Annotated in this window: 19 protein-coding genes and 2 tRNA genes; 2 read left to right on the forward strand and 19 right to left on the reverse strand. The window is 44.9% G+C overall.

Going from position 1 to position 24,460, the window contains the following annotated elements; all coding sequences use genetic code 11:
* Window positions 1–23: 23 nt before the first annotated feature.
* The 10 genes from EDD74_RS07005 to EDD74_RS07050 all read right to left on the reverse strand — a co-directional run bounded on the left by EDD74_RS07005 (window position 24) and on the right by EDD74_RS07050 (window position 10,202).
* Window positions 24–983 carry a glycerophosphodiester phosphodiesterase gene (locus tag EDD74_RS07005; RefSeq protein ID WP_116441859.1) on the reverse strand — a complete coding sequence of 320 codons (960 nt, stop codon included), beginning with the start codon at window positions 981–983 and terminating at the stop codon, window positions 24–26.
* A 12-nt stretch (window positions 984–995) separates the two neighbouring features.
* Window positions 996–2,690, reverse strand: a complete 1,695-nt coding sequence (locus EDD74_RS07010; RefSeq protein ID WP_165851591.1) for a nucleoside kinase — start codon at window positions 2,688–2,690, stop codon at window positions 996–998.
* A 13-nt stretch (window positions 2,691–2,703) separates the two neighbouring features.
* Complete coding sequence (locus tag EDD74_RS07015; protein WP_008976131.1) at window positions 2,704–3,483, reverse strand: Nif3-like dinuclear metal center hexameric protein; 780 nt, start codon at window positions 3,481–3,483, stop codon at window positions 2,704–2,706.
* Window positions 3,484–3,504: 21 nt separating this feature from the next.
* Entirely contained in the window at window positions 3,505–4,221 is a 717-nt protein-coding gene (locus tag EDD74_RS07020) for a tRNA (adenine(22)-N(1))-methyltransferase (RefSeq protein ID WP_008976132.1), read from the reverse strand.
* Between the two features lie 16 nt (window positions 4,222–4,237).
* Window positions 4,238–5,350 (reverse strand): RNA polymerase sigma factor RpoD, encoded by a 1,113-nt coding sequence (rpoD, locus tag EDD74_RS07025; protein WP_008976133.1) that lies wholly within the window; start codon window positions 5,348–5,350, stop codon window positions 4,238–4,240.
* A gap of 37 nt (window positions 5,351–5,387) precedes the next feature.
* Window positions 5,388–7,163, reverse strand: coding sequence for a DNA primase (dnaG, locus tag EDD74_RS07030; RefSeq protein WP_016439202.1), 1,776 nt, complete (start codon window positions 7,161–7,163; stop codon window positions 5,388–5,390).
* A gap of 71 nt (window positions 7,164–7,234) precedes the next feature.
* On the reverse strand, window positions 7,235–8,242 hold the full coding sequence (locus EDD74_RS07035; RefSeq protein ID WP_116441858.1) for a deoxyguanosinetriphosphate triphosphohydrolase: 1,008 nt from the start codon (window positions 8,240–8,242) through the stop codon (window positions 7,235–7,237).
* A 12-nt stretch (window positions 8,243–8,254) separates the two neighbouring features.
* Window positions 8,255–9,757: a polyphosphate:AMP phosphotransferase gene (gene pap / locus EDD74_RS07040; protein WP_116441857.1), complete on the reverse strand. Its 1,503-nt coding sequence runs from the start codon at window positions 9,755–9,757 to the stop codon at window positions 8,255–8,257.
* A 204-nt stretch (window positions 9,758–9,961) separates the two neighbouring features.
* A tRNA-Leu gene (locus tag EDD74_RS07045) sits at window positions 9,962–10,046 on the reverse strand.
* A gap of 71 nt (window positions 10,047–10,117) precedes the next feature.
* Window positions 10,118–10,202, reverse strand: a tRNA-Leu gene (locus EDD74_RS07050).
* Window positions 10,203–10,535: 333 nt separating this feature from the next.
* Here EDD74_RS07050 and EDD74_RS07055 point away from each other — a divergent pair.
* Window positions 10,536–11,216: a DUF4004 family protein gene (locus EDD74_RS07055; RefSeq protein ID WP_116441856.1), complete on the forward strand. Its 681-nt coding sequence runs from the start codon at window positions 10,536–10,538 to the stop codon at window positions 11,214–11,216.
* 70 nt (window positions 11,217–11,286) lie between these two features.
* A complete protein-coding gene (locus EDD74_RS07060; protein ID WP_116441855.1) occupies window positions 11,287–11,967 on the forward strand; it encodes a hypothetical protein in 681 nt (226 codons plus the stop codon).
* A 124-nt stretch (window positions 11,968–12,091) separates the two neighbouring features.
* Here EDD74_RS07060 and EDD74_RS07065 read toward each other — a convergent pair whose 3' ends face one another.
* The 9 genes from EDD74_RS07065 to EDD74_RS07105 all read right to left on the reverse strand — a co-directional run bounded on the left by EDD74_RS07065 (window position 12,092) and on the right by EDD74_RS07105 (window position 24,389).
* Window positions 12,092–13,213 (reverse strand): aldo/keto reductase, encoded by a 1,122-nt coding sequence (locus EDD74_RS07065; protein WP_116441854.1) that lies wholly within the window; start codon window positions 13,211–13,213, stop codon window positions 12,092–12,094.
* Window positions 13,214–13,252: 39 nt separating this feature from the next.
* Window positions 13,253–14,377 (reverse strand): 16S rRNA (cytosine(1402)-N(4))-methyltransferase RsmH, encoded by a 1,125-nt coding sequence (rsmH, locus tag EDD74_RS07070; protein ID WP_008976140.1) that lies wholly within the window; start codon window positions 14,375–14,377, stop codon window positions 13,253–13,255.
* 54 nt (window positions 14,378–14,431) lie between these two features.
* The gene (locus EDD74_RS07075; RefSeq protein ID WP_116441853.1) at window positions 14,432–16,978 is read right to left on the reverse strand and encodes a heavy metal translocating P-type ATPase; all 2,547 of its coding nucleotides are present in this window, start codon (window positions 16,976–16,978) and stop codon (window positions 14,432–14,434) included.
* Window positions 16,979–16,989: 11 nt separating this feature from the next.
* Window positions 16,990–17,292: a metal-sensing transcriptional repressor gene (locus tag EDD74_RS07080; protein WP_039861529.1), complete on the reverse strand. Its 303-nt coding sequence runs from the start codon at window positions 17,290–17,292 to the stop codon at window positions 16,990–16,992.
* 252 nt (window positions 17,293–17,544) lie between these two features.
* A complete protein-coding gene (locus tag EDD74_RS07085) occupies window positions 17,545–18,864 on the reverse strand; it encodes a uracil-xanthine permease family protein (RefSeq protein ID WP_008976143.1) in 1,320 nt (439 codons plus the stop codon).
* A gap of 236 nt (window positions 18,865–19,100) precedes the next feature.
* On the reverse strand, window positions 19,101–20,789 hold the full coding sequence (locus EDD74_RS07090) for a DUF4091 domain-containing protein (RefSeq protein WP_116441852.1): 1,689 nt from the start codon (window positions 20,787–20,789) through the stop codon (window positions 19,101–19,103).
* A 44-nt stretch (window positions 20,790–20,833) separates the two neighbouring features.
* Window positions 20,834–22,084 carry an RICIN domain-containing protein gene (locus EDD74_RS07095; protein ID WP_009262728.1) on the reverse strand — a complete coding sequence of 417 codons (1,251 nt, stop codon included), beginning with the start codon at window positions 22,082–22,084 and terminating at the stop codon, window positions 20,834–20,836.
* Between the two features lie 37 nt (window positions 22,085–22,121).
* Complete coding sequence (locus EDD74_RS07100; protein ID WP_009262729.1) at window positions 22,122–23,474, reverse strand: carbohydrate ABC transporter permease; 1,353 nt, start codon at window positions 23,472–23,474, stop codon at window positions 22,122–22,124.
* Window positions 23,475–23,486: 12 nt separating this feature from the next.
* Complete coding sequence (locus tag EDD74_RS07105; protein WP_016439216.1) at window positions 23,487–24,389, reverse strand: carbohydrate ABC transporter permease; 903 nt, start codon at window positions 24,387–24,389, stop codon at window positions 23,487–23,489.
* Window positions 24,390–24,460 lie beyond the last annotated feature (71 nt).

Below are 24,460 nucleotides of genomic sequence, written 5' to 3' on the forward strand. Positions count from 1 at the left end.
TCTATCCTTTTTACATATTCCATCTAAGTGGAAAGATCGTCCGTCGTCAGAAAATCAATCTCCTGATTGGTCCACTCTTGCTTTTCCCAGCTTTCATTGTATGTCCAGACGTTGATACTGATTCCCTTGTCTTTTGCATATGCTACCATATCGCTGCTGATTCTGGATGCTGCAATCCCACTGTGGGTCAATTCTGCCATTTGGTCGATTGTTTCCTGCGTCCCTTCCTCCACCAGATATTTGATACGGATAATCTCAGAACATTCCCGGATCTTCTTTAGCTGCTCTAGACTACCGCTTAGACATACCACGGAATCTTCCATCCCAAGTTCCTGTATTTTTTGCACAAGCGAAATAATATCTTCTACAGAGGTAAACTTAAGATCTAATACAGCATTTGCACCACTTTGTTGACATACTTCCAAAAATTCCTCCATGGTCGGCACCCATGCATATGGATATGCCCAACTGTTGCTTCCACTGTCAATTGTCAGCATCTGGATCTCATCTAAGGTCATCTCCGCAATCACTCCGGTTCCATCGGTCATGCGATCTACAGTTGGATCGTGCATACATACAAATGCCCCATCTGCAGTCCGGTGAATATCTGCCTCAATTCCCCATGCACCACTCTGCGCTGCCAGTTCATAGGCAGGAAGCGTATTTTCCGGCGCCTCAGAACTGTACCCACGATGTGCAATGACCTTTGTTCCACTATTTTTTACTGCAAGTTCTGTCGTCTGTTCCAGTGCCTGTTCTATATTCCCTCCAAGCAGCGGTACTGCTTTTTCCACTGTAGTTTCCGGAAGTATCCTTGCCTTCAAGTCTAACGTATAGCTTCTACTATACACAAAGATCCCTGCAGCCACACAGAGGATTGCCCCGGCGGTACATCCGAGAAATATTTTCTGCCTCCGCACCTTTCTGCGCCGCAGTTCCTTCATTCGTTTGAGCTTCTGCTCTCTCAATGTATATTCTGACATGACTGTCACCTGCTATACTTGAAAACATCCGCCGCCGACAAATTCTCGAAGAAGCGAGTTTTTCGGAATATTTTCGCTTCCGACACCAACAAAATACTCGAGGAACTTCAGAAGTCTTTTTGCTTCTGTATACTCTTCACACTCTTTGTCGATACCAAATAAAATCGGCTCTGCATACTGCTTTAACACTGCCAGTTCATAAATCAGCGCAGAGTTAAACATAACATCTGCATCTTCCTGATAAGGGAAAATATTTTCCTCCTCCCCGCGTCTGACGGAAGGCCACATCCGGATTGTCTGTTGGGCAGAAGTTCCCCGCGTTCTCGCATCTCTTACCAGTCTGCGGATCAGACGACCGTCCGTCGTAGGAATCCGGTTGTGCTCATCGATATTTAACTGTGTCAATGCACTGATGTAAATTTTAAATTTATTTTCTGCTGCCAGCTTATAAGTCATCGCATCATTCAGACAGTGGATTCCTTCGATGACAAGGACATCATTTGCCCCAAGCTTTTTCGGCTTCGAAATATATTCTCGCTTTCCAGTCTTAAAATTAAATGTCGGAAGCTGTACTTCCTTTCCTTCGAGAAGATCTGTCATATCTTGATTAAATTTCTCTAGATCAATCGCCTCCAGACATTCAAAATTGTAGTTACCGTTCTCATCCTTCGGCGTCAGTTCCCGGTCTACAAAATAATTGTCAACCGCGATCGGATGCGGCACAAGCCCATTGACTCTGAGCTGTACAGACAGTCTGTGGGAAAAAGTAGTCTTTCCCGAAGACGACGGCCCTGCGATCAAAATAAAACGCACTTCCGGTCTGGCTGCGATCTGCGCTGCGATCGAGGCAATCTTACTTTCCTGAAGCGCCTCCTGCACAAGCATCTCCTCAAGGATATCCCCCTTTGTGATAATGTCATTCAGCTCTCCGACCGTCTCAATTCCCTGCATATCTCCCCATCTTGTAGATTCCTTCAACACCTGGAATAATTTATTCTGAGGTACAAACGGCGGCACCTCTTTTGGCGCTGACGCTACCGGCATTTGGATAACAAATCCTTCATCATATAAATGCAGTTCAAAATATTTCAAGTATCTTGTGCTCGGAAGCATATACCCATAGTAGTAATCTTCGAACTCATTCAAACTGTACAGATTCACTTTCGATCCTCTCCGATACTCAAAAAGCTTCTCTTTATCCACCATCCCGTACTGGTGAAAAAGCGCTGTGGCATCCGGTGTCGATACACTTCTCTTTTTAATCGGTATGTCTGCTTCTACGATATCCCTCATACGGATTGTCACCCGGTTTAAGAAATCCTGATTGACGACAACATTCCCCTCTACTTTGCAATAATACCCTTTGCTTACAGAATAGAGGATTCTCACTTTATCTATATTTTCATGCCCTGCCACGTTATAAACAGCCTTCACAAGCAGAAGGCTCATACTCCTTCTGTAAGTCTGATTTCCAATTGCCTCACCGGTTGTGACAAACTTTAATACACAGTCTTTCTTTAACTTTTTCCCAAGCTCCTGAAGACGGTTGTCTACAAAAACAAGCACAATATCATTTTCATACTCTGCCTGAAAATCTTCTGAAATCTTCTCATAAGTTGTCCCCGCTTCATACTGGCGGAGTACCTCCCCAACCTGAACGGTATATCTCTGTTTTTCCACCTGTTTCCCTTCTTTCTTCTCTGTCATCTTACATTCTATGCTACACAACAGAAAACGGATGACTGATCGGAGCACACTTGATATCCAGTTTTTCAAATCTTTCTTCCAAAAACTTTCTCATGTCCTCTATAAAAATATGTTCCATTCCATAATGCCCGGCATCCATAATCGTAAGTCCCTGCGCCTCAGCATCTATCCCGGAATGGTGATCAATATCTCCGGTAATCAGCACCTCTGCTTTCTTTCTGATCGCCTCCCCGATTACACTCTTCCCAGATCCTGGGCAGACCGCCACTCTCTGAATTTTTCTGTCCAAATCCCCAAACACTTTTATGTGCGAAAGGGCAAACCGCTCTTTGACAAGTTCACAGCATTCCCTCACAGTCATCGCACTTGCAAACTGCCCGGATTTGCCGATTCCTTTCTCCGGTTCTTTTGGCTCAGTCTGTTCCAATACCTCTATGGACTGTAAGCCTAGACGGTTGGCTGCAAGATCTGCCATCCGCAGTACATCATAGTTCGTATGCATCGCATAATAGGAAATATCGTGCTGCAGCAATTGTACAACACGATTTCCAATAAAATCCTGATCTGAAATTTTCTTTAATCCCTTAAAAATCAATGGATGGTGCGTAATGAGTAAATCTGCCTTCACCCGAACCGCTTCCTGGATTACTTCCTCGGTCACATCCAGCGCAAGATAAACGCTTTTCACCTCTTTGTTGGCTCGTCCGACAAGAAGCCCTACATTATCCCACTCACATGCATACGAAACCGGATATACTTCTTCGATTTTCTCTGTCAATTCCTTACAAAGCATCGCTCTTTCCTCCCGTTTCTTCTATTTCTTTTGCTTCCCCCCAGATTCCCACTGTCCTAAGATTCCTTCTACACATGCAGTCTCCTTCTGCAGTGCTTCTCTTCTCTGGCAAATATGATCACCACTTTTATCGTCCAATTCTCTTAATACCTTTCGCTTCATATCCAGCTCTCTATGAAGAAAGCTTTGGAGTACCGGATGCCTCTGAGAAAGAAGTTCTTTTCCATAACATGCCTCTTCTTTCGTCAGTGTATAAGGACTTCCCGGACACACTTTCATGATCGGATAAAATTTGCCTTCCTCCAGCACCATGTCTTCAGCAAGTATTTCATACCCCTGCTCTGCCAAATATTCCCGGACTTTATAAAGTTCCGACTGGGGCTGTAAGATCAGCGCTTTCAAACTTCTTGCTGTCGCACTGCTCTCCTCCAAGATCTTGATCGTCAATGCTCCGCCCATTCCGGCAATAATCGCACAATCTGCCTCTTCTGCCTTTAGCTCTTTCATCCCGTCAGACCTTCTTGTATCGATCTTTTCAGAAAGCTCTGCCGCCTGAATATGTGCTCTTGCGCGGTCAAGCGGTCCGATATTGATATCCATCGCAACTGCTCTCGGACATCTTCCCTCCTGCACAAGTGCGATTGGAATATACCCGTGGTCTGTTCCGATGTCTGCTACAACCATCCCATCATCCACGAGATCTGCCACAGCACGCAGCCGTTCTGATAATTCTGTCATCACTTTTCCTTCCTCTCTAGTCAAGATAATCTCTCAACTTCCGGCTTCTGCTTGGATGACGAAGCTTTCTCAGCGCTTTTGCCTCAATCTGACGAATTCTCTCTCTTGTGACATCAAATTCTTTTCCAACTTCTTCCAGCGTTCTTGCACGTCCATCATTCATACCAAAACGAAGTCTTAACACTTTCTGCTCTCTGTCTGTCAGTGTACTGAGCACTTCATCCAGCTGTTCCTTCAAAAGGGTTGCTGCGGCAGCCTCTGCCGGAACCGGAACATTATCATCCTGAATGAAATCGCCAAGATGACTGTCTTCTTCCTCACCGATCGGTGTTTCCAAAGATACCGGCTCCTGGGAAATCTTAAGAATTTCTCTGACTCTGTCCACCGGCATATCAAGTTCTTTTGCAATCTCCTCCGGAAGCGGTTCTCTTCCAAGTTCCTGAAGCAGTTGTCTGGATACACGGATCAGTTTATTGATCGTCTCTACCATGTGCACCGGGATACGAATCGTTCTCGCCTGATCTGCAATGGCTCTTGTGATTGCCTGACGGATCCACCATGTCGCATAAGTACTGAATTTAAATCCTTTATTGTAGTCAAATTTCTCTACTGCCTTGATCAGACCGAGATTTCCTTCCTGAATCAAATCCAGGAACAGCATTCCTCTTCCAACGTATCTCTTTGCAATGCTGACAACAAGACGGAGGTTTGCCTCTGCAAGACGCTTTTTCGCATCTTCATCGCCTTCTTCCATTCTTCTTGCAAGTTCGATCTCTTCCTCTGCACTTAACAGCGGTACTTTTCCGATTTCTTTCAGATACATCCGGACCGGATCTTCAATGCTGATTCCATCCGGCACTGAGAGGTCGATTTTCTCCATATCCACCTCATCTTCCTCTGTGAGCATGATCTCGATATCATCGTCGTCCTCATCGCCCTCTCCGATTCTAAGCACATCGATATTGCTCGCCTCAAGCGCCTCAAACACCTTATCCATCTGCTCAGAATCCAGTTCCATATCTGAAAAGAAATCATTGATCTCCTGTAATTCCAGAATGCTTTTCTTCTTTTTCCCAAGTGCAATGAGTTCTTTTACTTTCTCAATCAGTTTTAATGTATTTTCTTCCATTCGTGTCTATCCTCCATAATCTGTTTCTATTTTATCCTTAATTGATGGAAATATGCAGTTTTTGCAGATCCTGCACCGCTCTTTTACTCTCCATCAACCGCTGTAATCCCACAATATCGGTCGGTTCTAAATTTCTTGTCGCCGTCTCGATGCTGTTCTCTTTCACACGGATGATTGTCTCTTTGAGTGCTTTCTCCTGCTCACTTTTGGTCGTCAGTTCCCTGATCTTCGTATGGAACAAAGCTGCCACCTCCCGGTGCTCCTCCTCATCTGTGAAGTGGTTCATAATTTTTGCCGGATTGACTTCTCCTTTCTCATACTGCTCATAGAGCAGTAAAGCAACGGTCCGGTAAAGCTCCGTAGTAAAATCTTCCGGCATAATGTATTTCCGGATCATTCCAAACAGAGATTCATCTTCGATCATCCACGTAAGCAGAATCTTTTGCGACTGAAGCATACCATCTTCTTTTTGCTGTTCTTTTGCATGTGTCGTCCGCGGTCTTGCCACCGGTGACGCCATCCCCGACTGCACCGCCGCTTTCGCCACTAATTTCCGCAAACTATCATATCCGATATGGTAAGCTTCTGCCACGGCATCGATATAGTTGTTGCGCTCAATTTCCTCTTCGAACTGCGCCAGCCTCTTTGCCGCCTCATAGTAGAACTCTGTCTTTCCTTCCGGAGTATGCATATCATACTGTCGCTCCAAAATCTCCAGGCTGAACATAAATCCATTGCGTGCCTTTCCAATCCGCTGTTCAAATGCTTCTGCACCAAGATTTTTGATAAATTCATCGGGATCTTTATATGGGTCCATACGGATCACTTTTGCACTGATCCCGGCTTCCTTTAAGATCGGCACTGCCCTAAGAGCTGCTTTTGTACCAGCCTCATCACTGTCGTAAGTCAGATAGACTTCACTGACATACCGCTTGATCAGAGAGGCATGTCCCGCTGTCAGCGCTGTTCCAAGCGAGGCAACCGCATTGGTAAATCCTGCCTGGTGAAGTGAGATCACATCCATATAGCCCTCGCAGATCAGAAAATATGGTTTTCGCGATGTGCGCGCCCGATGCAATCCATAAAGATTCCGGCTCTTATCAAAGATCAGTGTCTCCGGCGAGTTGAGATATTTCGGTTTCCCATCCCCCATGACTCTCCCGCCAAAACCGATGACACGGTTGTTCGCATCCATGATTGGAAACATGACACGGTTCCAAAATTTATCATAGATTCCGTGTTTCTCATCCGTATTGATCAGTCCCGCCTGCCGGATCAGATCGTCTGAATATCCTTTTTCCCTGAGAAATTTATACAGATCATCGCTGTATTTATTGGAATATCCAAGTCCGAACTGTGTGATTGTTGTATCGGTAAGCCCTCTGTCTGTCAGATAACGGTAAGCATGTTCTCCGTTTTTCCCTTTTAACTGTGAGTAAAAATACCGTGCCGCAAGCTTATTCATCTCCAGAAGTGTATTCTTTAGGTTCGCTTTCTCTTTTGCTTCCTTAGAGTATTCCATTTCCGGAAGTTCCACTCCCGCGCGCTCCGCAAGCATTTTTAATGCTTCCACAAACGAGTAATTCTCATATTCCATAATAAATGTAAAGACATTGCCCCCTGCCCCACAGCCGAAGCAGTAGTACATCTGTTTATCCCTGCTCACAGAAAACGACGGGGACTTCTCACTGTGAAATGGACAAAGTCCAAAATAAGAACTTCCCTTTTTCTGCAATTTCACATAGCCGGAAATCACATCTACGATATCATTTTTCATGCGGACTTCTTCCACGATGTCTTCTGAATAATACATGATTTCCCCCTTTCCAAAACTGTCTCAAAATCCTTACGTTATAAATATTCGACAAAACTTTCTCATTTCCTTTAAATTTTCCAAGATTCTGGAATAAAAATTTCCTGATACTGCTTTACGGCATATAAATCAGTCATACCCGCAATAAAATCACAGACGTTTTGCTCTTTCTTGCCTTCTCCTCGTTCGATTCTGTCTCTATATTTTTCCGGTAATTCTGAAATATGCTCTATGTAATACATATAGAGCTGCTCCACAAGGTGTACTGCTTTCTTCTCCTCTGCTTTTGCTCTGGAATTCTGATAGACTTCCGCAAACATAAACTTCCGAAGCTCCGCAGTCGCCTCCCCAATCTCCGGTGACATCCTAATCTCCGGGCAGTCCATACTCTGCGTGATCACGTCATGGATCATCGCATTCATCCTCTGTCTCGGTGAGGCTCCGAGTGTCTTGCGAAACTCCTTTGGGATTCTCTCCTCTGTCAGAATTCCTCCGCGGATCGCATCGTCTGTATCGTGTGCAATGTAGGCTATTTTATCTGACAATCTGACAATCTGGCCCTCCAGAGTGGATGGTCGTCCTGCAGTCTTATGATTTAAGATGCCATCCCTCACTTCCTTTGTAAGATTAAGGCCTTGTCCCTGATTTTCCAACACTTCCACGACCCGGACACTCTGCTCATTGTGTCGGAATCCGTTCGGGCACACGCGGTTCAGCGCCCGCTCTCCGGCATGTCCATACGGCGTGTGTCCAAGATCATGTCCAAGCGCGATCGCCTCCGTCAGGTCTTCATTGAGCCGCAGTGCCTTGGCGATCGTCCGGGCATTCTGTGATACTTCCAACGTATGTGTCAGCCTCGTCCGGTAATGATCTCCTTTCGGCATCAAAAATACCTGCGTTTTCTGCTTTAGTCGCCGAAACGCCTTACAATGTAAGATCCGATCCCGGTCTCTTTGATATACTGGACGGATATCGCATGGAATCTCCTCTCTGTCACGGCCTTTGGAGTTTACACTCATCGCTGCATAAGGACTTAAATATTCTAGTTCTCTTTGTTCCATCTGCTCCCTGATCGTCATCTGTCCACCTTCTTATCTGCTTTCTAATCTTTTCTCGATTGCTTCGATCACTGCCTCCAGCACTTTGATCCTCGCATAGTATTTACAATTTCCTTCCACGATCACCCAAGGTGCTTCCGGCGTAGATGTACGGATCAGCATCTCATTAACCGCCTCCTCATAGGCATCCCATTTGTCTCTGTTGCGCCAGTCTTCCTCTGTGATCTTCCACTGTTTTTCCGGATTTTTCTGCCGCTCTTCAAACCGCTTTCTCTGTTCCTCTTTGTCAATCTGCATCCAAAACTTCAGTACGATCGCACCGGACTGTACAAACTGTGCCTCCATGTCATTGATCTCTTTGAATGCTCTCTGCCACTCCTTCTTCGTACAGAACCCTTCAATCCGCTCTACCATCACCCTTCCATACCATGTCCGATCATATACCGCCACATGTCCTTTCTTCGGCACATTCTTCCAGAACCGCCATAGATAATGGTGCGCCTTCTCATAGTCATTTGGTGCAGCGGTCGTATTCACTGTAAATCCTCTCGGATCCATTTTTTCCGTCAGGCGTTTGATCGCCCCTCCTTTTCCTCCGGCATCCCATCCTTCAAATCCGATGATCACTGGAATCTGTCTACGGTACAGTTCCCCGTGCAACTTCCTGATTTTCTTTTGCAGTTTCTTTTTCTTCTTATGGTATTCTTTCTCCGTATAGCTTTTTGTCAGATCCACTTTCGCAAGCACCGATTCCTCTAACTCTCGGTTTTCCCACGTTTCTGTCTCTTCCGTCTCTTGTGAAATTTCTCGCCCGGCTTCCGCCTTCTTCTCGGCAACCGCTTCCTTGAGCGCTTCGATCACAGTCGTGTAGATCTTAACCGTTGCGAATCTGCGGTCTGTCGCCTCCACGATCGTCCACGGTGCGTAGTCTGTATCCGTTCTCTGCAGCGCCTCCTCGATCATTCGGACATAGCTATCGTACTTTTCATTTTTCTCCCAATCTTCCCGTGACACCCTCCATGCAGTCTCCTTTGACTCCAGAAGTTTCTCAAACCGCTTTTTCTGTTCTTTCTGATCGATTGCGAGAAACAATTTAATCATCACAGTTCCACCGGCGGTCAGCTGTTCTTCAAAAGAACAGATTGCCGCATAGGAATCTTCTAGCTCCTCCTTCTCTGTGTTTCCCGAAAAACGATCCGCAAGTACTCTCCGGTACCAACTCGTATCGTAAATCGCAATCTTTCCATTTTCCGGTGTCTTGATCCAGAACCTTCGAATGAATGGATATTTCTGTTCTTCCTCTGTCTCTCCAGTGATTGCATGAACACGGAACCCTCTTGGATCCAGCGCCTGTATGAGTTTTCCAATCTGGACGCCCTTCCCCGACGCTCCGAATCCTTCCAGTACGATCATCACAGGAATCTTATATGCATGGCATTCCCTCTGTAACCTGCCAAGTTCCAGTTCCAGTGCTTCCATCTTCTCGCGGTAGGATTGTTTTTCCAGTTTCTTTGTCAAATCAATTTTCTCCAACATACAAGCTTCCTCCTCATACTGTTATTTATTTGTACTGTGCAGACAGATTATTCAGAAAAAGAAGCGAAAAGGAACTATACATCTCTGTACAATTCCTTTCTCTTTCACTCCTCTCTTCCCATCATCTGCCACGAGCCTTTATCACAGTTTTTTGTTCTGTAATATGATAAAAAGGCATTTACAGCTACCTGTAAATGCCTGACATGCAGGAGATGGGACTTGAACCCACACGATCGCATTGATCACAAGATCCTTAGTCTTGCTCGTCTGCCAGTTCCGACACTCCTGCATCTCGCATATGTATTCACTTTTGAGCAATCTCATACGCTCCGAACGTACCCCGGTCACTTGAAACAGCAATGCAGGAGATGGGACTTGAACCCACACGATCGCATTGATCACAAGATCCTTAGTCTTGCTCGTCTGCCAATTCCGACACTCCTGCATGTCAACTTCTCTATGTCCGTCGTACAAACGATATATTACCATCCATCAGAACAAATGTCAACACTTTTTTCAATTTTTTATTCAATTTAAGTAATTTCTCCTTTTCCTCTGATGTACATCCAGCTTTCCCTCCTTTTTGCAGACTTTGCTCCAAACACTCGATTACGAAAATAGTCGCAAAAAATTTTTTTATTTTTCATCCTCCTCTTTACAACAAAACAATGTTGTGTTAACATCTATTCATATCAAAACAATGTTTCATTAATTTCTTTTTAGTAACACATTGTTTTATTAAAATTTTGATATAACTGATTCTAACAGGAGGTGCTATATGGACATTTCTCAAAAAGAGCTTTCAAAAAAAGACCTTTTAAAAACAACCGGAATTTCCTACGGACAGCTCTATCGCTGGAAACGGGAAGGCCTGATTCCAGAAGAATGGTTCGTGAAAAGACCCAGTCCGACCGGTCAGGAGACTTTCTTTCCAAAAGAACAGATTTTAAAACGAGTGCAGGCAATCCAGACTTTGAAAGACCGCTACTCTCTCGAGGAACTTGCAAAGCTTCTCTCCCCGGAAATTACAAACCGTGTTTTCACAGAAGAGGAACTAGAATGTTTCACAGAGATTGATATCCGTGTTGCAGCAGATTTCATGGACGTTCTTAACAAAGATACCTTTACCTTTATCGAAGTACTCGTGATGATCACCCTTTGCAGGTGGAAGGAACAAAATCTGATCCAGGAACAAGAACTATACGATCTGATTCCAAATGTAGCCACGACTGCCGCAAATATCACAGAGATTAAGACCTTTTTTCTGCTTCTTGCGATAAATGAAGCATATTATGGTCTGTTTCTTCTCAATCCTTCCCCGGAAGGATCACTCTTGCTTGACGAGCGGATCAAAGTCGTCTGCCAGATTTCTCTCCAGGAACTCTGCCATGAGATCAAACTCAAATACAAAGACACCTTTTCTTTTACATTCGATGAAGAGACTGTCAAAAATAGTTAAATTTTTTATCACTTTTCAACATCATTTTTCAAGCAGTATTTAACGCTGCTCAAAGAAGGAGGAAATTTTTATGAAGACGGATACTAAAATCAGCGGTTCCGGAAAAATCGGACAGGGAGAATATAACTTGATCAAGATCAGCGGCAGCGGCGCAATTGAAGGCCCGGTGACCTTTGAAACTTTCAAAGTCAGTGGCTCCTGTAAAGTATGTCCGAATGCGGCACTGGAAGGAAATGAGATGCATATCAGCGGATCCATTCATTCTCAAAGTGAAATTAAGGTAAATACACTGCATGTCAGCGGTTCTCTTCATTCTGAAAACGATATGAAAGTCCGTTCTCTCAAAGCCAGTGGTTCCTGCCACCTGCAAGGGAAAATTTATGCAGATGAAATTTATGTTTCTGGTTCTTTGAAAAGCTCAGAAGAAGTCAATGCTGATATCGTCGAGATTCGTGGCATGGCAACTTTAAATGACTTGTTCGGAGAACAGATTACTTTTATTCCCGAAAACTGCAACAGCTTTAACTTCTTTCGTTTTGCAAAACATCGGAAACTCAGCAACGTAAAAAATATTGAGTGTACAACCCTGGAAGCCGGATGTCTGCAGTGTGACACGATCAGCGCTAAAAATATTCTCCTGACAGACGGCTGTGTCGTAAATCATATCCAGTGCGACGGTACGCTTTCCTATGACAGCACTTGTCAGATTGGCACTGTGGAAGGAAACTGTGCACAGAAATTATTATCCTAATCCAGTATCACACCCGCTATCTCTACAGAAAAACTTTTTATCCCAGCGCTTGACAAAAAGCCAAAACAAGCCTTACAGGGAAGCAATCTCTTCCTCTGCAAGGCTTGTTTTTACTTACTTTTCTCTACAATGTATTCAGTTCTTCTGCTACCTGATGCAGATTTTCCCGAATTAAAATTTTCTGCGGACAGACTTTCTCACATTTTCCGCATCGGATACAATGATCTGCCTTCGCTTTTTCATCCATTCCAGACCATTTTTTCTTCGTCTGTTCTGTATTCTGGTATACTGCCTGATCGTTCCAGATTCTGAAATTTCCCGGAATATCTACTCCCGCCGGACATGGCATACAGTAAGCACAACCGGTGCATCCGTTCTTCACACGCGATTTCAAAGTATCCGCTGTGTTCTCGATCAACTTCTGTTCCTTCTCTGATAACGGCTCAAATGTCTCAAAAATACTAAGATTATCTTCCACTTGTCCCATCGTACTCATACCGCTTAAGATGACTTTTACATTTGGAAGTGTTCCGACAAATCGAAGCGCCCACGATGCAATACTTGCCTGTGCCCGCTCCTTTGTCAACTGTTCTTCAATCTCTGTCGGAAGGGATGCAAGCATTCCTCCTTTGACCGGTTCCATAACAATGACCGGAATGCCTTTCTCCTCTGCCAAATGATATCCTTTCAGTCCAGCCTGGATTTCTGTATCCATATAATTGAGCTGAATCTGGCAAAAATCCCATGGATAATAATTTAGAATCTCCTCAAATACTTCATAATCATCATGGAAGGAAAATCCAAGATAACGGATCTTTCCTGCCGCACGCATTTCTTCCAGATATGGTACGATCCCAAGTGCTTTTACCTTCTCAAATTTTGCACGGTCAAGCGCATGAAGCAGATAAAAATCTACATAATCTTTGTGCAGACGTTCCATCTGTTCCTCAAAAACCTTTTTCGCATCCTCCAGTGTATCCAGCTTCCAGATTGGCAGCTTTGTCGCAAGATAGTAAGAATCACGGTCATATTTTTCCAGCACTCTCCCCACGAAAGGTTCACTGTCCCCATTGTGATACGGATATGCTGTATCAATGTAATTGACACCCGCTGCGATTGCCCGGTCGATCATGTTCTCTGCTTCTGCCTCGTCAATCTTCTGATCCGCTGTCAATGGAAATCTCATACATCCAAATCCAAGAAGTGACGTTTGGATCCCCAATTTTTCAAATGCTCTTTTTTCCATAAAAATCCCTTCCTTTTCTACTGCTGTATATCATTACTGTTATTCTTTTGCCCTGACTGCCCAGCGCATTTTAGTAGAACGAGCGCGGCTGTTCCTTGTACACTCCTCCGCTGAAGGACGGATGACATCCTGAGCGATCTCGCTGTAAATCCCTGCTCGCTTCAGCTCTTTGAAAGCCTTCTTTACGATCCGGTCTTCCCCTGAATGAAATGTAAGGATCGCCACTCTTCCGCCCGGTGCCAGTGCCGCCGGCAATTTCTCCATAAATGCATAGAGTACCTCAAATTCACTGTTCACATCAATCCGAAGCGCCTGAAATGTTCTCTGGCACGATTTCTTTACCGCTTCTTTCTGCTCCCGCTCCGGCAGGAAAGATAACGCCTCTTCAATCGCTTTCTGAAGTTGGATCGTCGTCTCCACCGGCTCTCCTTTTCTTAACTTCTCCATCACTGTGACCGCAATCTCCTCTGCATAAGGCTCATCGGAATTTTCCCACAACATTCCTGCCAGTTCTTCTTCTGTCACCTCTTTGAGACGCTCCGCAGCCGATACCCCTTTCTGTGGATTCAGCCGAAGGTCAAGCGGTCCTTCCTTCTTATAGGTAAATCCTCTCTCCGGATTGTCAATCTGCATAGAAGACACTCCAAGATCTGCGAGGACGAAATCAAACGGCCCTGCTTCTCTGGCAATCTGATCAATGTCCGCGAAATTCATCTGCCGGATAGTCAAAATCTCTTCTCCATATCCCGCTTTCTCCAATCTCTCTTTTGTCTTGACCGACTCAATCGGATCTACATCAAGCGCATATAGATGCCCCTGTCCCTGCAGACACTTTAACATTTCCTTTGTATGTCCACCATATCCCAGTGTGGCATCCAGTCCTTTCTGCCCCGGCTGGATCTGGAGAAAATCCAAGATCTCCTTCACACAGATAGAAATGTGCATCCCGACCGGAGTCCCTCCTTTTTGAATGACTTTCTCGATCGTCTCCGGATATTTCTCCGGCTGAAGCTCCTTATATTTCTCCTGATAGCTGCGCGGATGTGTCCCCTTATATCGAACGCGGCGCTTATGTTGCTTTTGTTCTGTCTGATTCTTCGACACAGTAGTCTCTGCCTGAATCTCCTCCAGAGATTCTCTGTCATTTCTATCCTGGTCTTTCATATCCTACCTTCTCTTCCTTTTTGTTTTTCCAATAGCAGCTGCAGCGCAATCTTTTTACTGGATTTCTAGCACCTGATAATCTTTCGCTTCGACAGCCTCTTTTAAAATATCAGACGACACATCTCCACTCAAAGTCACAACTGCAGTACCTGTTTCATGACTTACAACCGCTTCCTCTACTCCCTGGATCGCCTCCAGCGTCTTTTTCACTGTCGCCTCACAATGTCCGCACATCATTCCTTCGATTTTCATTGTTTTCTGCATGGTCAATTCCTCCTCTTTTCTCTGTCTTTTATGTCTGTTTCTCTTTTTATCTTTTCTGGCATCTTCCAAATGGAACAAATTCAGCCGGAGCGCATTCATCACGACGCAGAAGCTGGAAAGACTCATCGCCGCAGCTCCGAACATCGGATTTAGCTTCCATCCAAACAGCGGATACCATACACCTGCTGCGAGAGGAATTCCGATCACATTATAGAAAAATGCCCAGAATAGATTCTCATGAATATTTCTCAATGTTGCTCTGCTAAGCCGGATTGCTGCCGGAACATCACTCAGTCTGCTCTTCATCAGCACCACATCTGCCGCATCAATTGCCACATCTGTTCCTGCGCCGATCGCCATTCCGATATCTGCTCTCGTAAGCGCCGGAGCATCATTGATCCCATCTCCTACCATAGCAACTTTTCCATTCTTTTTCAATGCTCGAATGGTACTTTCTTTTCCTTCCGGCAAAACTCCTGCAATGACTTCATCCACACCGGCCTGTTTCCCGATCGCCTTGGCAGTCCGTTCATTGTCTCCAGTCAGCATGACAACATGGATTCCCATGTTCTGTAATTCCCGAATTGCCTGCGGGCTGTCTTCCTTGATTACATCTGCTACCGCGACCACTCCTGCTAACTTTCCTTCTTTTGTAAAGAATAACGGTGTTTTTCCTTCCTCTGCAAACGCTTCTGCCGTCTGTTTTATCTGTACCGGCACGTCTGCCTGCTCCCGGATAAAATTCAGATTCCCTCCGGCAAGCGGCACTCCTTCCCATATTCCAGTCAATCCATTCCCCGGCACTGCCTGAAATTCTTTGACCGAAACCGTTTCCACTGTACCCTCTTCCTGTGCTCTCTGCACGATTGCATGTGCCAGTGGATGTTCGCTTTTTTGTTCCAGTGCATAGGCAATCTGAAGAAGTTCTTTCTCTGTCACCCCATCTGCCGGAAGAAGATCTGTCACCTCTGGTTTTCCACTTGTGATTGTTCCAGTCTTATCCAGTGCGACAATTTCTGTTTTCCCGGTCTCTTCCAGAGAAACTGCCGTTTTAAACAAAATTCCATGCTTTGCACCCATTCCGTTTCCGACCATGATCGCCACCGGAGTCGCAAGGCCAAGCGCACATGGGCAGCTGATGACAAGCACTGCGATTCCCCTTGCCAGTGCAAAGCCAACACTCTGTCCTGCCAAAAGCCATACAACGACAGTGATCGCCGCAACCGCCATGACGATCGGGACAAACACGCCCGACACTTTATCCGCTACTTTGGCAATCGGAGCCTTTGTCGCTGCCGCATCACTGACCATCTGAATGATCTGGGAAAGCGTCGTATCTTCTCCGACTCTTGTGGCCTCACATTTCAGGAAACCAGACTGATTCATCGTCGCAGCAGACACCAAATCTCCTTCTTTTTTATCTGCCGGGATGCTTTCTCCTGTGAGCGCCGCCTCATTCACCGCACTGTTCCCTTCAAGCACGATCCCATCTACCGGTATATTTTCACCAGGTCTTACAAGAAATACATCTCCCTTTTTTACTTGTTCAATGGAAACCGTTTCTTCTGTTCCGTTGCGCAGCACAACTGCATGTTTCGGTGCAAGGCGCATCAGCCCTTTGAGTGCGTCTGTAGTCTTCCCTTTGGATCTGGCCTCAAGCATCTTTCCGACTGTGATGAGCGCCAGGATCATTGCTGCTGACTCAAAGTAAAATTCATGCATGTACCCCATCACCTGCTCCATATCTCCACGGAGCTGCGCCTCTGTCATCGCAAAGAGTGCATAGGTACTATACACAAATGAAGCACCGGAGCCGAGTGCCACAAGTGTATCCATATTCGGAGCCAGATGCCACAATCCTTTGAATCCACTGACAAAAAACTTCTGATTGACAATCATGACCGCAATCGTAAGCAACATCTGGAGCAGTCCCATCGCCACATGATTCTCTGCCAGTATTTTCGGAACCGGCCATCCCCACATCATATGCCCCATCGAAAAGTACATCAGCACTACAAGAAATCCTAAGGATGCAATCAACCTTCTCTTTAAAGCAGGAGTTTCCCTGTCTTTTAGCAGTTCTTCCTCCTTGTTTTTCGCTATCCCATTTGCTCCCTCTTTGCCATCTTGCTGTTTCCCATTCTTTGTTGCTGCGCCATATCCTGCTACCTCCACCGCCGCAATCACAGCAGCCGGATCTGCACTTCCTTCCACTCCCATGGAGTTTGTCAAAAGACTCACCGAACACGCTGTTACTCCGGGTACTTTCGCCACTGCCTTCTCTACCCGCGCACTGCACGCTGCACAGCTCATTCCTGTGACCGTGTATTGTTCCATTCTCTGCCCTCCTACTTCATAAGCTTCTGCAGTACCCCTACAAGCTCATCAATCGTCTCTTCTTTGCCTTCTCTGATATCTTCCGCCACACAACTGCGGATATGATTTGCAAGAAGCACTTTGTTAAAACTATTCAGCGCTGCGTTGACCGCCGATACTTGAATCAAAATATCTGTACAGTAGACATCTTCCTCTACCATTCGCTTGATTCCCCGTACCTGTCCTTCAATTCTGCTTAACCGATTGATCAGGTCACGATATTCCTTCTCTGCACGTTCTTTCTTTTTATGACAACATTCTTTGTTTTCTTCCATTATGATATCTCCTTTCCCACTGAAGTCCACACTTTTCACCATTATCTTTTTCCTTTCTCATAGGCATTGATAAAAGTACTTAGCTGTACCTTTACACTAGCAGTGTATACCCTTGCAGGGTATATTTCAAGTATTTTTTCTTTCTGTTCCAAAAACAAATGTAAAACTAAGGACACCAAACGGTGTCCTTACAGTTTTATCTGTTCAGTTATTTAAGAAATCAGAATCCGTCCTTTTTTGAAAGACTATCATTTATTTGCCCGCTTCCTTATCTTTCGGCAAGATCACATTTAATAAAATAGCAGCGATGGTCGTCACAACAACCGGAGATTTTCCAAATACTGTTGTGACCCATGCCGGAAGCTGTGCCAGCGCATCCGAGCACTGTGTGATTCCCATACCGAGTGCAACCGAAAGTCCTACGATCGAAGTATTGCGATAGGTCAGCGGCTGCTGTACCACTAACTTGATTCCGGTCATGGCGATGGACGCAAATACCGAAATGGTCGCTCCTCCAAGTACACACTGCGGAATCGTTGTAAGAAGCGCCGAGAACTTTGGAACAAATCCTGCCAGCAGGATAATCCCTGCTGCAAGTCCTAACACTACGCGGTTTACTACCTTCGTTGTTGCCACGATTCCAACATTCTGGCTGAACGTCGCAGTTGGCAACCCTCCAAAGAAAGAACCTAAAATATTCGTAATCCCATATCCAATGATTCCCCCTGAAAGCTCCTTGTCTGTAGGTTCTCTGTCCAATCCTCCTCCACTTGTGGCAGAAAGATCTCCGATGGCCTGCACTGAGTTGATAATGAAAAGAATCACCAGAGTCATAACTGCCGACGCTTCAAATTTCATTCCAAAATACATCGGTCTTGGAATCTGAAAAATCCCCGCACCCTGCACTGCTGAAAAATCAATCATACCAAAAAATCCGGATATGATATATCCGACAAGCATTCCGATCAGAATGGATGCCAGCTTCAAGATTCCTTTTGCAAAATGATTAAGTGCTACAACCACAGCCAGTGTAAGAAATGCCACAAGCCAGTTCTGCCATGCCCCATAGTTTGGGGAAGACTGTCCGCCCGCCATGTATTTCACTGCAGTCGGATAGAGCGACAGACCGATTGTAAAGACAACCGTTCCGGTGATCAAAGGCGGGAACAACTTCCTTAATTTTGTCACAAAGATTCCAACAAAGATCGCCACAACTCCTCCGATCAACTGTGCTCCAAGAATCGTAGCAATATCAAAATTACCAACGATCGCCTGCATACTTGGCAGATAAGCAAAACTCACCCCCATAATCACCGGAAGTCCTGAACCAATTCTGCCTCCAAGCGGGAACAGCTGAATCAGTGTGGAAACCGCTGCGATGAACAATGCTGCCTGGACAAAGATTACTTTGTCACCCTCATTTAGCCCTGCCATCTCTGCAATCACGATGGCCGGTGTCACACACCCTACGATCATCGCTACTACGTGCTGAAGCGCAAGCGGAAACGCCTGTGTCAATTTCGGAACACCGTTCAGCTCAAATACAGATGCGTACTTCTTTTCTGTTTTCATTTGTAGTTTTCTCCTTCCATTCGCTTACAAACGTGCTTTTCAACCCTTCTTACGACAGGTTTTGACAGGCAAAATAGCTCTGATTTTTTTCACCCATACAGCAACTTAGAGCGTACCCGGATATTCGGGCGCGCTCCGTAAGCATGAATGCTGTTTCTTTTTTCTATTTCCATTATAAAAATACGCCATGCAGTTGTCAATGTTCCTTTTTCATATTTTACATATTTTCAGATCCATTATCCTTTGGATCTTTCATCTGTATTTTTCTGTTTTGCATTCTGAAGTGCGCTAAGTAGTTCCTCATATACTTTGGCAAACAACTCCGGACTATCTTTGTATGTATAATTATTTGTAAAAACGCTTCCCAGCAGTCTGTCATGAGCTGTTTCATCCACTTTCCTTAACATCTGCCACAATGCAGCATCTTCTGCACCACGCCGCTGTGCCTCCAGACGCATTCCCATCCTTGGTCCTTCCTCCCCAGGATAGATGAGGAAAGAATCTCCACACGGAAAATTCGTGCCGATTCCCGTATGGTTCGGGCAACTTGTTCCCTCATAGGGATTCATCTCCCCTGGAAATTGATTCAGTCCCCAGTGAAGGAATCCGGAAATCCGATTTTTTGCGCATCCCCAGAACAGCATTCTGCCTTTAAGCAATGCAAAATCAAGAAATCTGTTCAGCCAATGTCCTTCCGGTCCACAGCAGACATACGTCCATACAGTTTCTCCAAGACGGATCAATGTGTCAAACTCTTCCTTTTTCTTCTCATATCCGGCAGTACCCGGAACCCAGATATCAATTCCACCTCTGAATTCTGCCGAATCCACTGCTTCAATAATCCGGATCCCCGGAATATATTTTCTTAAAATTCCGGCTGCAAGATAATACTGTCTCTTGCGTGCTTCCAATACTTCCTGCGTCTGATAATGAATGTCTGGTTCATCGTGGATATGGAACAATACTCGTTTCTCCCATCCATGTTTTGTCAGATAGTTTGCAAGACTTTTTACAAAGGTCACCGTCAGTTCATACCCTTCCAGTGTCTCAAATGGAACCTCTTTCGCCATCGCACATGTAAAATGTTCTGTATACATATCCGGCATGCCATCCGACTTTTTCCCTCGATCAAGCAGCACTCCAAGTTCCATATACTGCATTCCCGCTTCAAAAAATGCTTCAATCTCTGATGTCAGATATTCAAAATCAAACTGATACGGCTTTCTTGCAGTCACACACTTCTCATCCAACTGAATAAAAAACACATTCTGGTGCATCCGCCGCATCGTCTGAATATATTTTCGAAGCATTTGCAAATACTCTTCCGAACCTTTTTCCACCCCATGGAAACGGCAGATTGCCTCCTCGGAAAACCAGTTCGTGACCCAAAATGTATTTTCCGGTATCCTCACATCATAGATCTGCACAGTGACTCGAAGCTGATAGATTCCTTCTGCCATCTTTGCCGTCACCACGACGGAATATTCTCCTGCTTCCAGCTCTTTCTCCGGACAGATGCAAAAGTAAACTGCCGCTCTTCTGTCATTTTCACTTTTCCTCGCCGGAATCTTCCCGGTCTGCTGTTCTTTCAGGCAATCATAGACGAAAAACGGCGCCTTTCTTGTCGCGTATGCCGGTGTTTCTTTCTGCTCCTCCACAAGTACCATCGCTCCGCCTTGATTTTCTCCATCTCCGGTATTGTATTCCACCGGCACTGCAATCATTTCATACCACTCTGCATAAAATCCATCACCTTCGAAATCCATCTGGATCTCATCGCCTGTCGTATCCAGCAAAAGCTGAATTCCCTGCTTTCCATTTTTGGGCATTACCACCCGAATGGACTCCGGCAGTGTCTCTGAGACACTGTCCGGATATAAAAATTCTTCCTTTTCTGTCAGGACACCCTGATATTTCTTACCCATGTTTTTCCCTTTCCTGCTCCTTATCTGTCTCAATTTTTTGCCTTTTACTGAACAGGCACAAACGTCCACTCATCGTTTGCATCCTCGTTTTTCTCATAACTCCACTGGACAATCGGTGCACCTTCTTCCAAAGAAGCGTTTTCTACACACAATGCTTTTCCACTAAGCGCCGACATCAGTTTCCATGTCCCGCTCTCTGTTGGAACCAGATACCATCTCTGATTAGTTCCTCCGTGATAAGGATATGCCACGACCGGATTCCCATTTGATGTCACTCCGGAATCCGCAGTCAGATCCACATAGGTTCCATCTGCCATATTCTGTATACTCCATGTCTGATCTGCATTCTGCGTCAATGTCCACTTGGTACTGTCACTTCCACTCTCTGCCGAAGATTGTCTCAACTGAATTCCTTTCTGATCGCCGGAAAGATCCAGCACTTTTTTGCTTTCCTGATTGACGATCTGATAGGTTCCACTTTCCGGAAGCCCTGCAAAATCACTGTCATAGTAAGTTCTTACATAATCTACGAGAAATTCTCCCGGAAGATACTGTTCCTCTGGTGCACCCAGATGTCCCTCCAAACTGAGCACCATGTGGCGGGAAAGTTCTACAAAAGAATCCTCTCTGCTTGTCTTCTCCCATGCAAGCTGTCCGTCAAAATAGAAACGCATCTTTCCCTCTCTCCGCTCAAGTGCATAGGTATGATAGTCTGCACTGATATCTTCCAGGCCAGTCTTCCACCCATTTGTACCTCTCTGCAGATGGAGAGACGGACTCTGATTCCACGTATGAATCGTACTTGTCATTTTTGTATAATCAAATGTTTCCATAATATCAATTTCCGGATTCGGATTCAGCTCAAAGCTCAATGGGGAAGACTGCATCCAGATTGCACTGAGTACATTCGCCTTTTTGTCTAATGCTTTCGCACGTACTTCTACATAGCTTGCAGTTCCCGGAACATCGAATTTTGATTCCACCGCTCCTGCCGTATAAGCCTTTCCGTTATAGTCCTGCTTTTTCGCTGTGAGTACAAGATTTCCATCTCGCACAGATACATTTTCCGGACAAAACGCAAGATCTGTTGTGACATCATACCAGATTCCGTTCGTCCATTTGTTCTCATCCAGACAGTCTCCATCAAACTCATCGGAAGAAGCCGGAAGCAACGTCCAGTTTCCTCCTTCCGGCGGCGCTGCCTGTACTTCTGCTCCTCCAAATCCATATGCAATTCCACAAGCTCCCACAGCGATCGCTGCAATTTTCTTGAATTCACTTCTTTTCTTATACATATGACGTCCCCTTTCTCATACGAAAATACTAGAACTATTATCCTTTCACACCAGATGCGACAATACTTTGTTTTAACTGTTTTGAGAACAAAATCGAAAGCAGGATCACCGGCGTGATCGTCACGACCGCAAGTCCCATCAGCGCATTTTGTTTTGTCGCCACGTTGTTAGAAATATTATACAGTGCCACGTTTAATGTCCAAAGTTTCTGATCTTCTGTGACCAGCCATGCCCAGAAGAAATCATTCCAGTTTCCAATAAAGGTCTGCAGCGCAATGAGCGAAATGATTGGCTTAGACAGTGGCATACAGATTCTTGTATAGAGGTAAAAGCTTCCCGCGCCGTCAAGCTCTGCCGCTTCAAAATAACTTCCCGGAATCTGATCAAAAAATCCTTTGTACAGGTACACATAAAATCCATACGGGTACAAGAACGGAAGGAGCAACGCTGCATAGTTGTTGTAAGCTCCCATTTCTCTATACATGATCAACTGCGGAAGCATAATACTTGCAAATGGCACCATCATTCCACCGAGGAAGAATAACAGTACGAACTGTCCTGCTCTCTTGGAAAGTTTCCTGCTGATGACAAATGCACATACCGAACACAGGATCACCTGCGAAACCATTGCGAATCCGATGACGATGATACTGTTAAATACAAATGTCATAAATCCAAAGTTTTGTACTGCTTCACTTTCTGGATAAATATATGCCGGCATCTGTAAGTAGTATTTAAAGCTCTCCAGATTCAGAAAATTTTTCACTTTGTCACCAACGCTTACAAGCTCTCCGGTTGTCTGATATTTTTCGTCCATGATCTTTGCGACTTTCTCAGAGAACTTTGTCCCAAGTCCTTCCGGCGCTTTTTCAGACACTCCGTTCATATCAAATTCATAGCCAATGGAATCACATGCCCGGATGTAGCGATCCCCGTGGAGAAGTACTTTTGTCTTGATCGCAGTTCCTTTATAAATTCCATAATCCTTTTCCATCTGCAGTTTCATCTGGTGTGCTCTCGAGTAAAATACCGTCTCTCCGTCTTTCACTCCGTATACTTTAATTTCCATAATAGAATCTTCCTGCATCTTCTGGCTGACTCCAAACATGGTCACAATATTATCCTGCAGCATTTTGTCCTTTAATTCCTTCTCGTCTCCTTTGACCTCAGAATAATCTAACACAACCGATAAACTATTTGCTGCATCCGGAAGCAGTTTCGGCGGTATCTCGTATATTTTTTTGTTATCTTTCATCGCGCTGGAAACTGCAAAAATCATCGGATACAACATCGCTGCCGCAAAGATCAGCGACACGACTACTGCAACAATTTTCAGCCCGCGCTCAGATTTTCCAAGCTTCATTTTTGTTCTATGCTTTGTTTTCTTCATCTTCTCTGCCTCCTACTCCTTCTCCATTTTTTCAAAACGCATCTGGATCATCGTCATTGCTGCGATCACGAGCAACAGGATCACAGAAGCCGCAGAACCTCTGCCATAATTCAGATCTTGATTGAATGCATTGTAAATGAAGATTCCCTGTGTAGTAGATGCCCCACTTGGACCTCCTGAAGCATACATATAAGGTACATCCAAAAGCTGCATCGTAGTGATCACACACATGATCAGCTGGATAAATACCATAAAGGAAATGTTCGGTAATATAATATGTATGATTCTTCCAAATCCGGTACATCCATCAAGCGCCGCCGACTCCATAATATCCGTGGAAACTCCCTGGATTGCTGACAGGTAAAGCAACACTGTCAATCCACCTCCGAGCACTCCCGGAAAGATGATACAAAATTTGACCAGATTTGGATCACTGAGCCATGTCTGCGGCTGACCTCCAAAAAACTTCACGATCTGGTTTGCCACGCCGTAGTCCGGATGCCAGATCCATTTCCATATAATTACGTTTACAGAAGTCGGAATCAATGCCGGGAGAATATAAAGTGTCGTCAGACATTTCTTCAACCGCACTAACTCATTTAAAAGAAGCGCCTGGATCAGTGGGATCAAAAAGCACATACACAGCTGTAATGCGAGCAGAATAAATGTATTCTTCCAGGAATCCCAGTATCCCTGCATCTGGAAAATATCTACATAATTCTGGAAACCAACAAATTTCCCCGGCTGGTTGATTGGATCGTAGTTAAATAATGAAATGAAAAATGCACTGAAAATCGGATAATATTTCAGCCATACTGTGCACGCCATCGGAATGAACAAAATACACCAAGGCGTCACTTTTTTTCGAAACTGATAACTGCCTGCTCTGTTTTTTTTCTGCGGACTTTTTTTCATCAGTATTACCTCCCTTGTGTTTTCTCCCTAAAAGTATATCGTTATTTTGTCTAAAATAGAATGTCTGAACC

Source organism: Faecalimonas umbilicata, from assembly GCF_004346095.1.
GTDB lineage: Bacteria > Bacillota > Clostridia > Lachnospirales > Lachnospiraceae > Faecalimonas > Faecalimonas umbilicata.

What these genes read in the sequence shown, in the direction of transcription:
- EDD74_RS07005 (WP_116441859.1), bottom strand. Translation starts at nt 983, where the DNA reads ATGTCAGAATATACATTGAGAGAGCAGAAGCTCAAACGAATGAAGGAA.
- EDD74_RS07010 (WP_165851591.1), bottom strand. Translation starts at nt 2,690, where the DNA reads ATGACAGAGAAGAAAGAAGGGAAACAGGTGGAAAAACAGAGATATACC.
- EDD74_RS07015 (WP_008976131.1), bottom strand. Translation starts at nt 3,483, where the DNA reads ATGCTTTGTAAGGAATTGACAGAGAAAATCGAAGAAGTATATCCGGTT.
- EDD74_RS07020 (WP_008976132.1), bottom strand. Translation starts at nt 4,221, where the DNA reads ATGACAGAATTATCAGAACGGCTGCGTGCTGTGGCAGATCTCGTGGAT.
- rpoD (WP_008976133.1), bottom strand. Translation starts at nt 5,350, where the DNA reads ATGGAAGAAAATACATTAAAACTGATTGAGAAAGTAAAAGAACTCATT.
- dnaG (WP_016439202.1), bottom strand. Translation starts at nt 7,163, where the DNA reads ATGTATTATTCAGAAGACATCGTGGAAGAAGTCCGCATGAAAAATGAT.
- EDD74_RS07035 (WP_116441858.1), bottom strand. Translation starts at nt 8,242, where the DNA reads ATGACGATCAGGGAGCAGATGGAACAAAGAGAACTAGAATATTTAAGT.
- pap (WP_116441857.1), bottom strand. Translation starts at nt 9,757, where the DNA reads ATGTTGGAGAAAATTGATTTGACAAAGAAACTGGAAAAACAATCCTAC.
- EDD74_RS07055 (WP_116441856.1), top strand. Translation starts at nt 10,536, where the DNA reads ATGGACATTTCTCAAAAAGAGCTTTCAAAAAAAGACCTTTTAAAAACA.
- EDD74_RS07060 (WP_116441855.1), top strand. Translation starts at nt 11,287, where the DNA reads ATGAAGACGGATACTAAAATCAGCGGTTCCGGAAAAATCGGACAGGGA.
- EDD74_RS07065 (WP_116441854.1), bottom strand. Translation starts at nt 13,213, where the DNA reads ATGGAAAAAAGAGCATTTGAAAAATTGGGGATCCAAACGTCACTTCTT.
- rsmH (WP_008976140.1), bottom strand. Translation starts at nt 14,377, where the DNA reads ATGAAAGACCAGGATAGAAATGACAGAGAATCTCTGGAGGAGATTCAG.
- EDD74_RS07075 (WP_116441853.1), bottom strand. Translation starts at nt 16,978, where the DNA reads ATGGAACAATACACGGTCACAGGAATGAGCTGTGCAGCGTGCAGTGCG.
- EDD74_RS07080 (WP_039861529.1), bottom strand. Translation starts at nt 17,292, where the DNA reads ATGGAAGAAAACAAAGAATGTTGTCATAAAAAGAAAGAACGTGCAGAG.
- EDD74_RS07085 (WP_008976143.1), bottom strand. Translation starts at nt 18,864, where the DNA reads ATGAAAACAGAAAAGAAGTACGCATCTGTATTTGAGCTGAACGGTGTT.
- EDD74_RS07090 (WP_116441852.1), bottom strand. Translation starts at nt 20,789, where the DNA reads ATGGGTAAGAAATATCAGGGTGTCCTGACAGAAAAGGAAGAATTTTTA.
- EDD74_RS07095 (WP_009262728.1), bottom strand. Translation starts at nt 22,084, where the DNA reads ATGTATAAGAAAAGAAGTGAATTCAAGAAAATTGCAGCGATCGCTGTG.
- EDD74_RS07100 (WP_009262729.1), bottom strand. Translation starts at nt 23,474, where the DNA reads ATGAAGAAAACAAAGCATAGAACAAAAATGAAGCTTGGAAAATCTGAG.
- EDD74_RS07105 (WP_016439216.1), bottom strand. Translation starts at nt 24,389, where the DNA reads ATGAAAAAAAGTCCGCAGAAAAAAAACAGAGCAGGCAGTTATCAGTTT.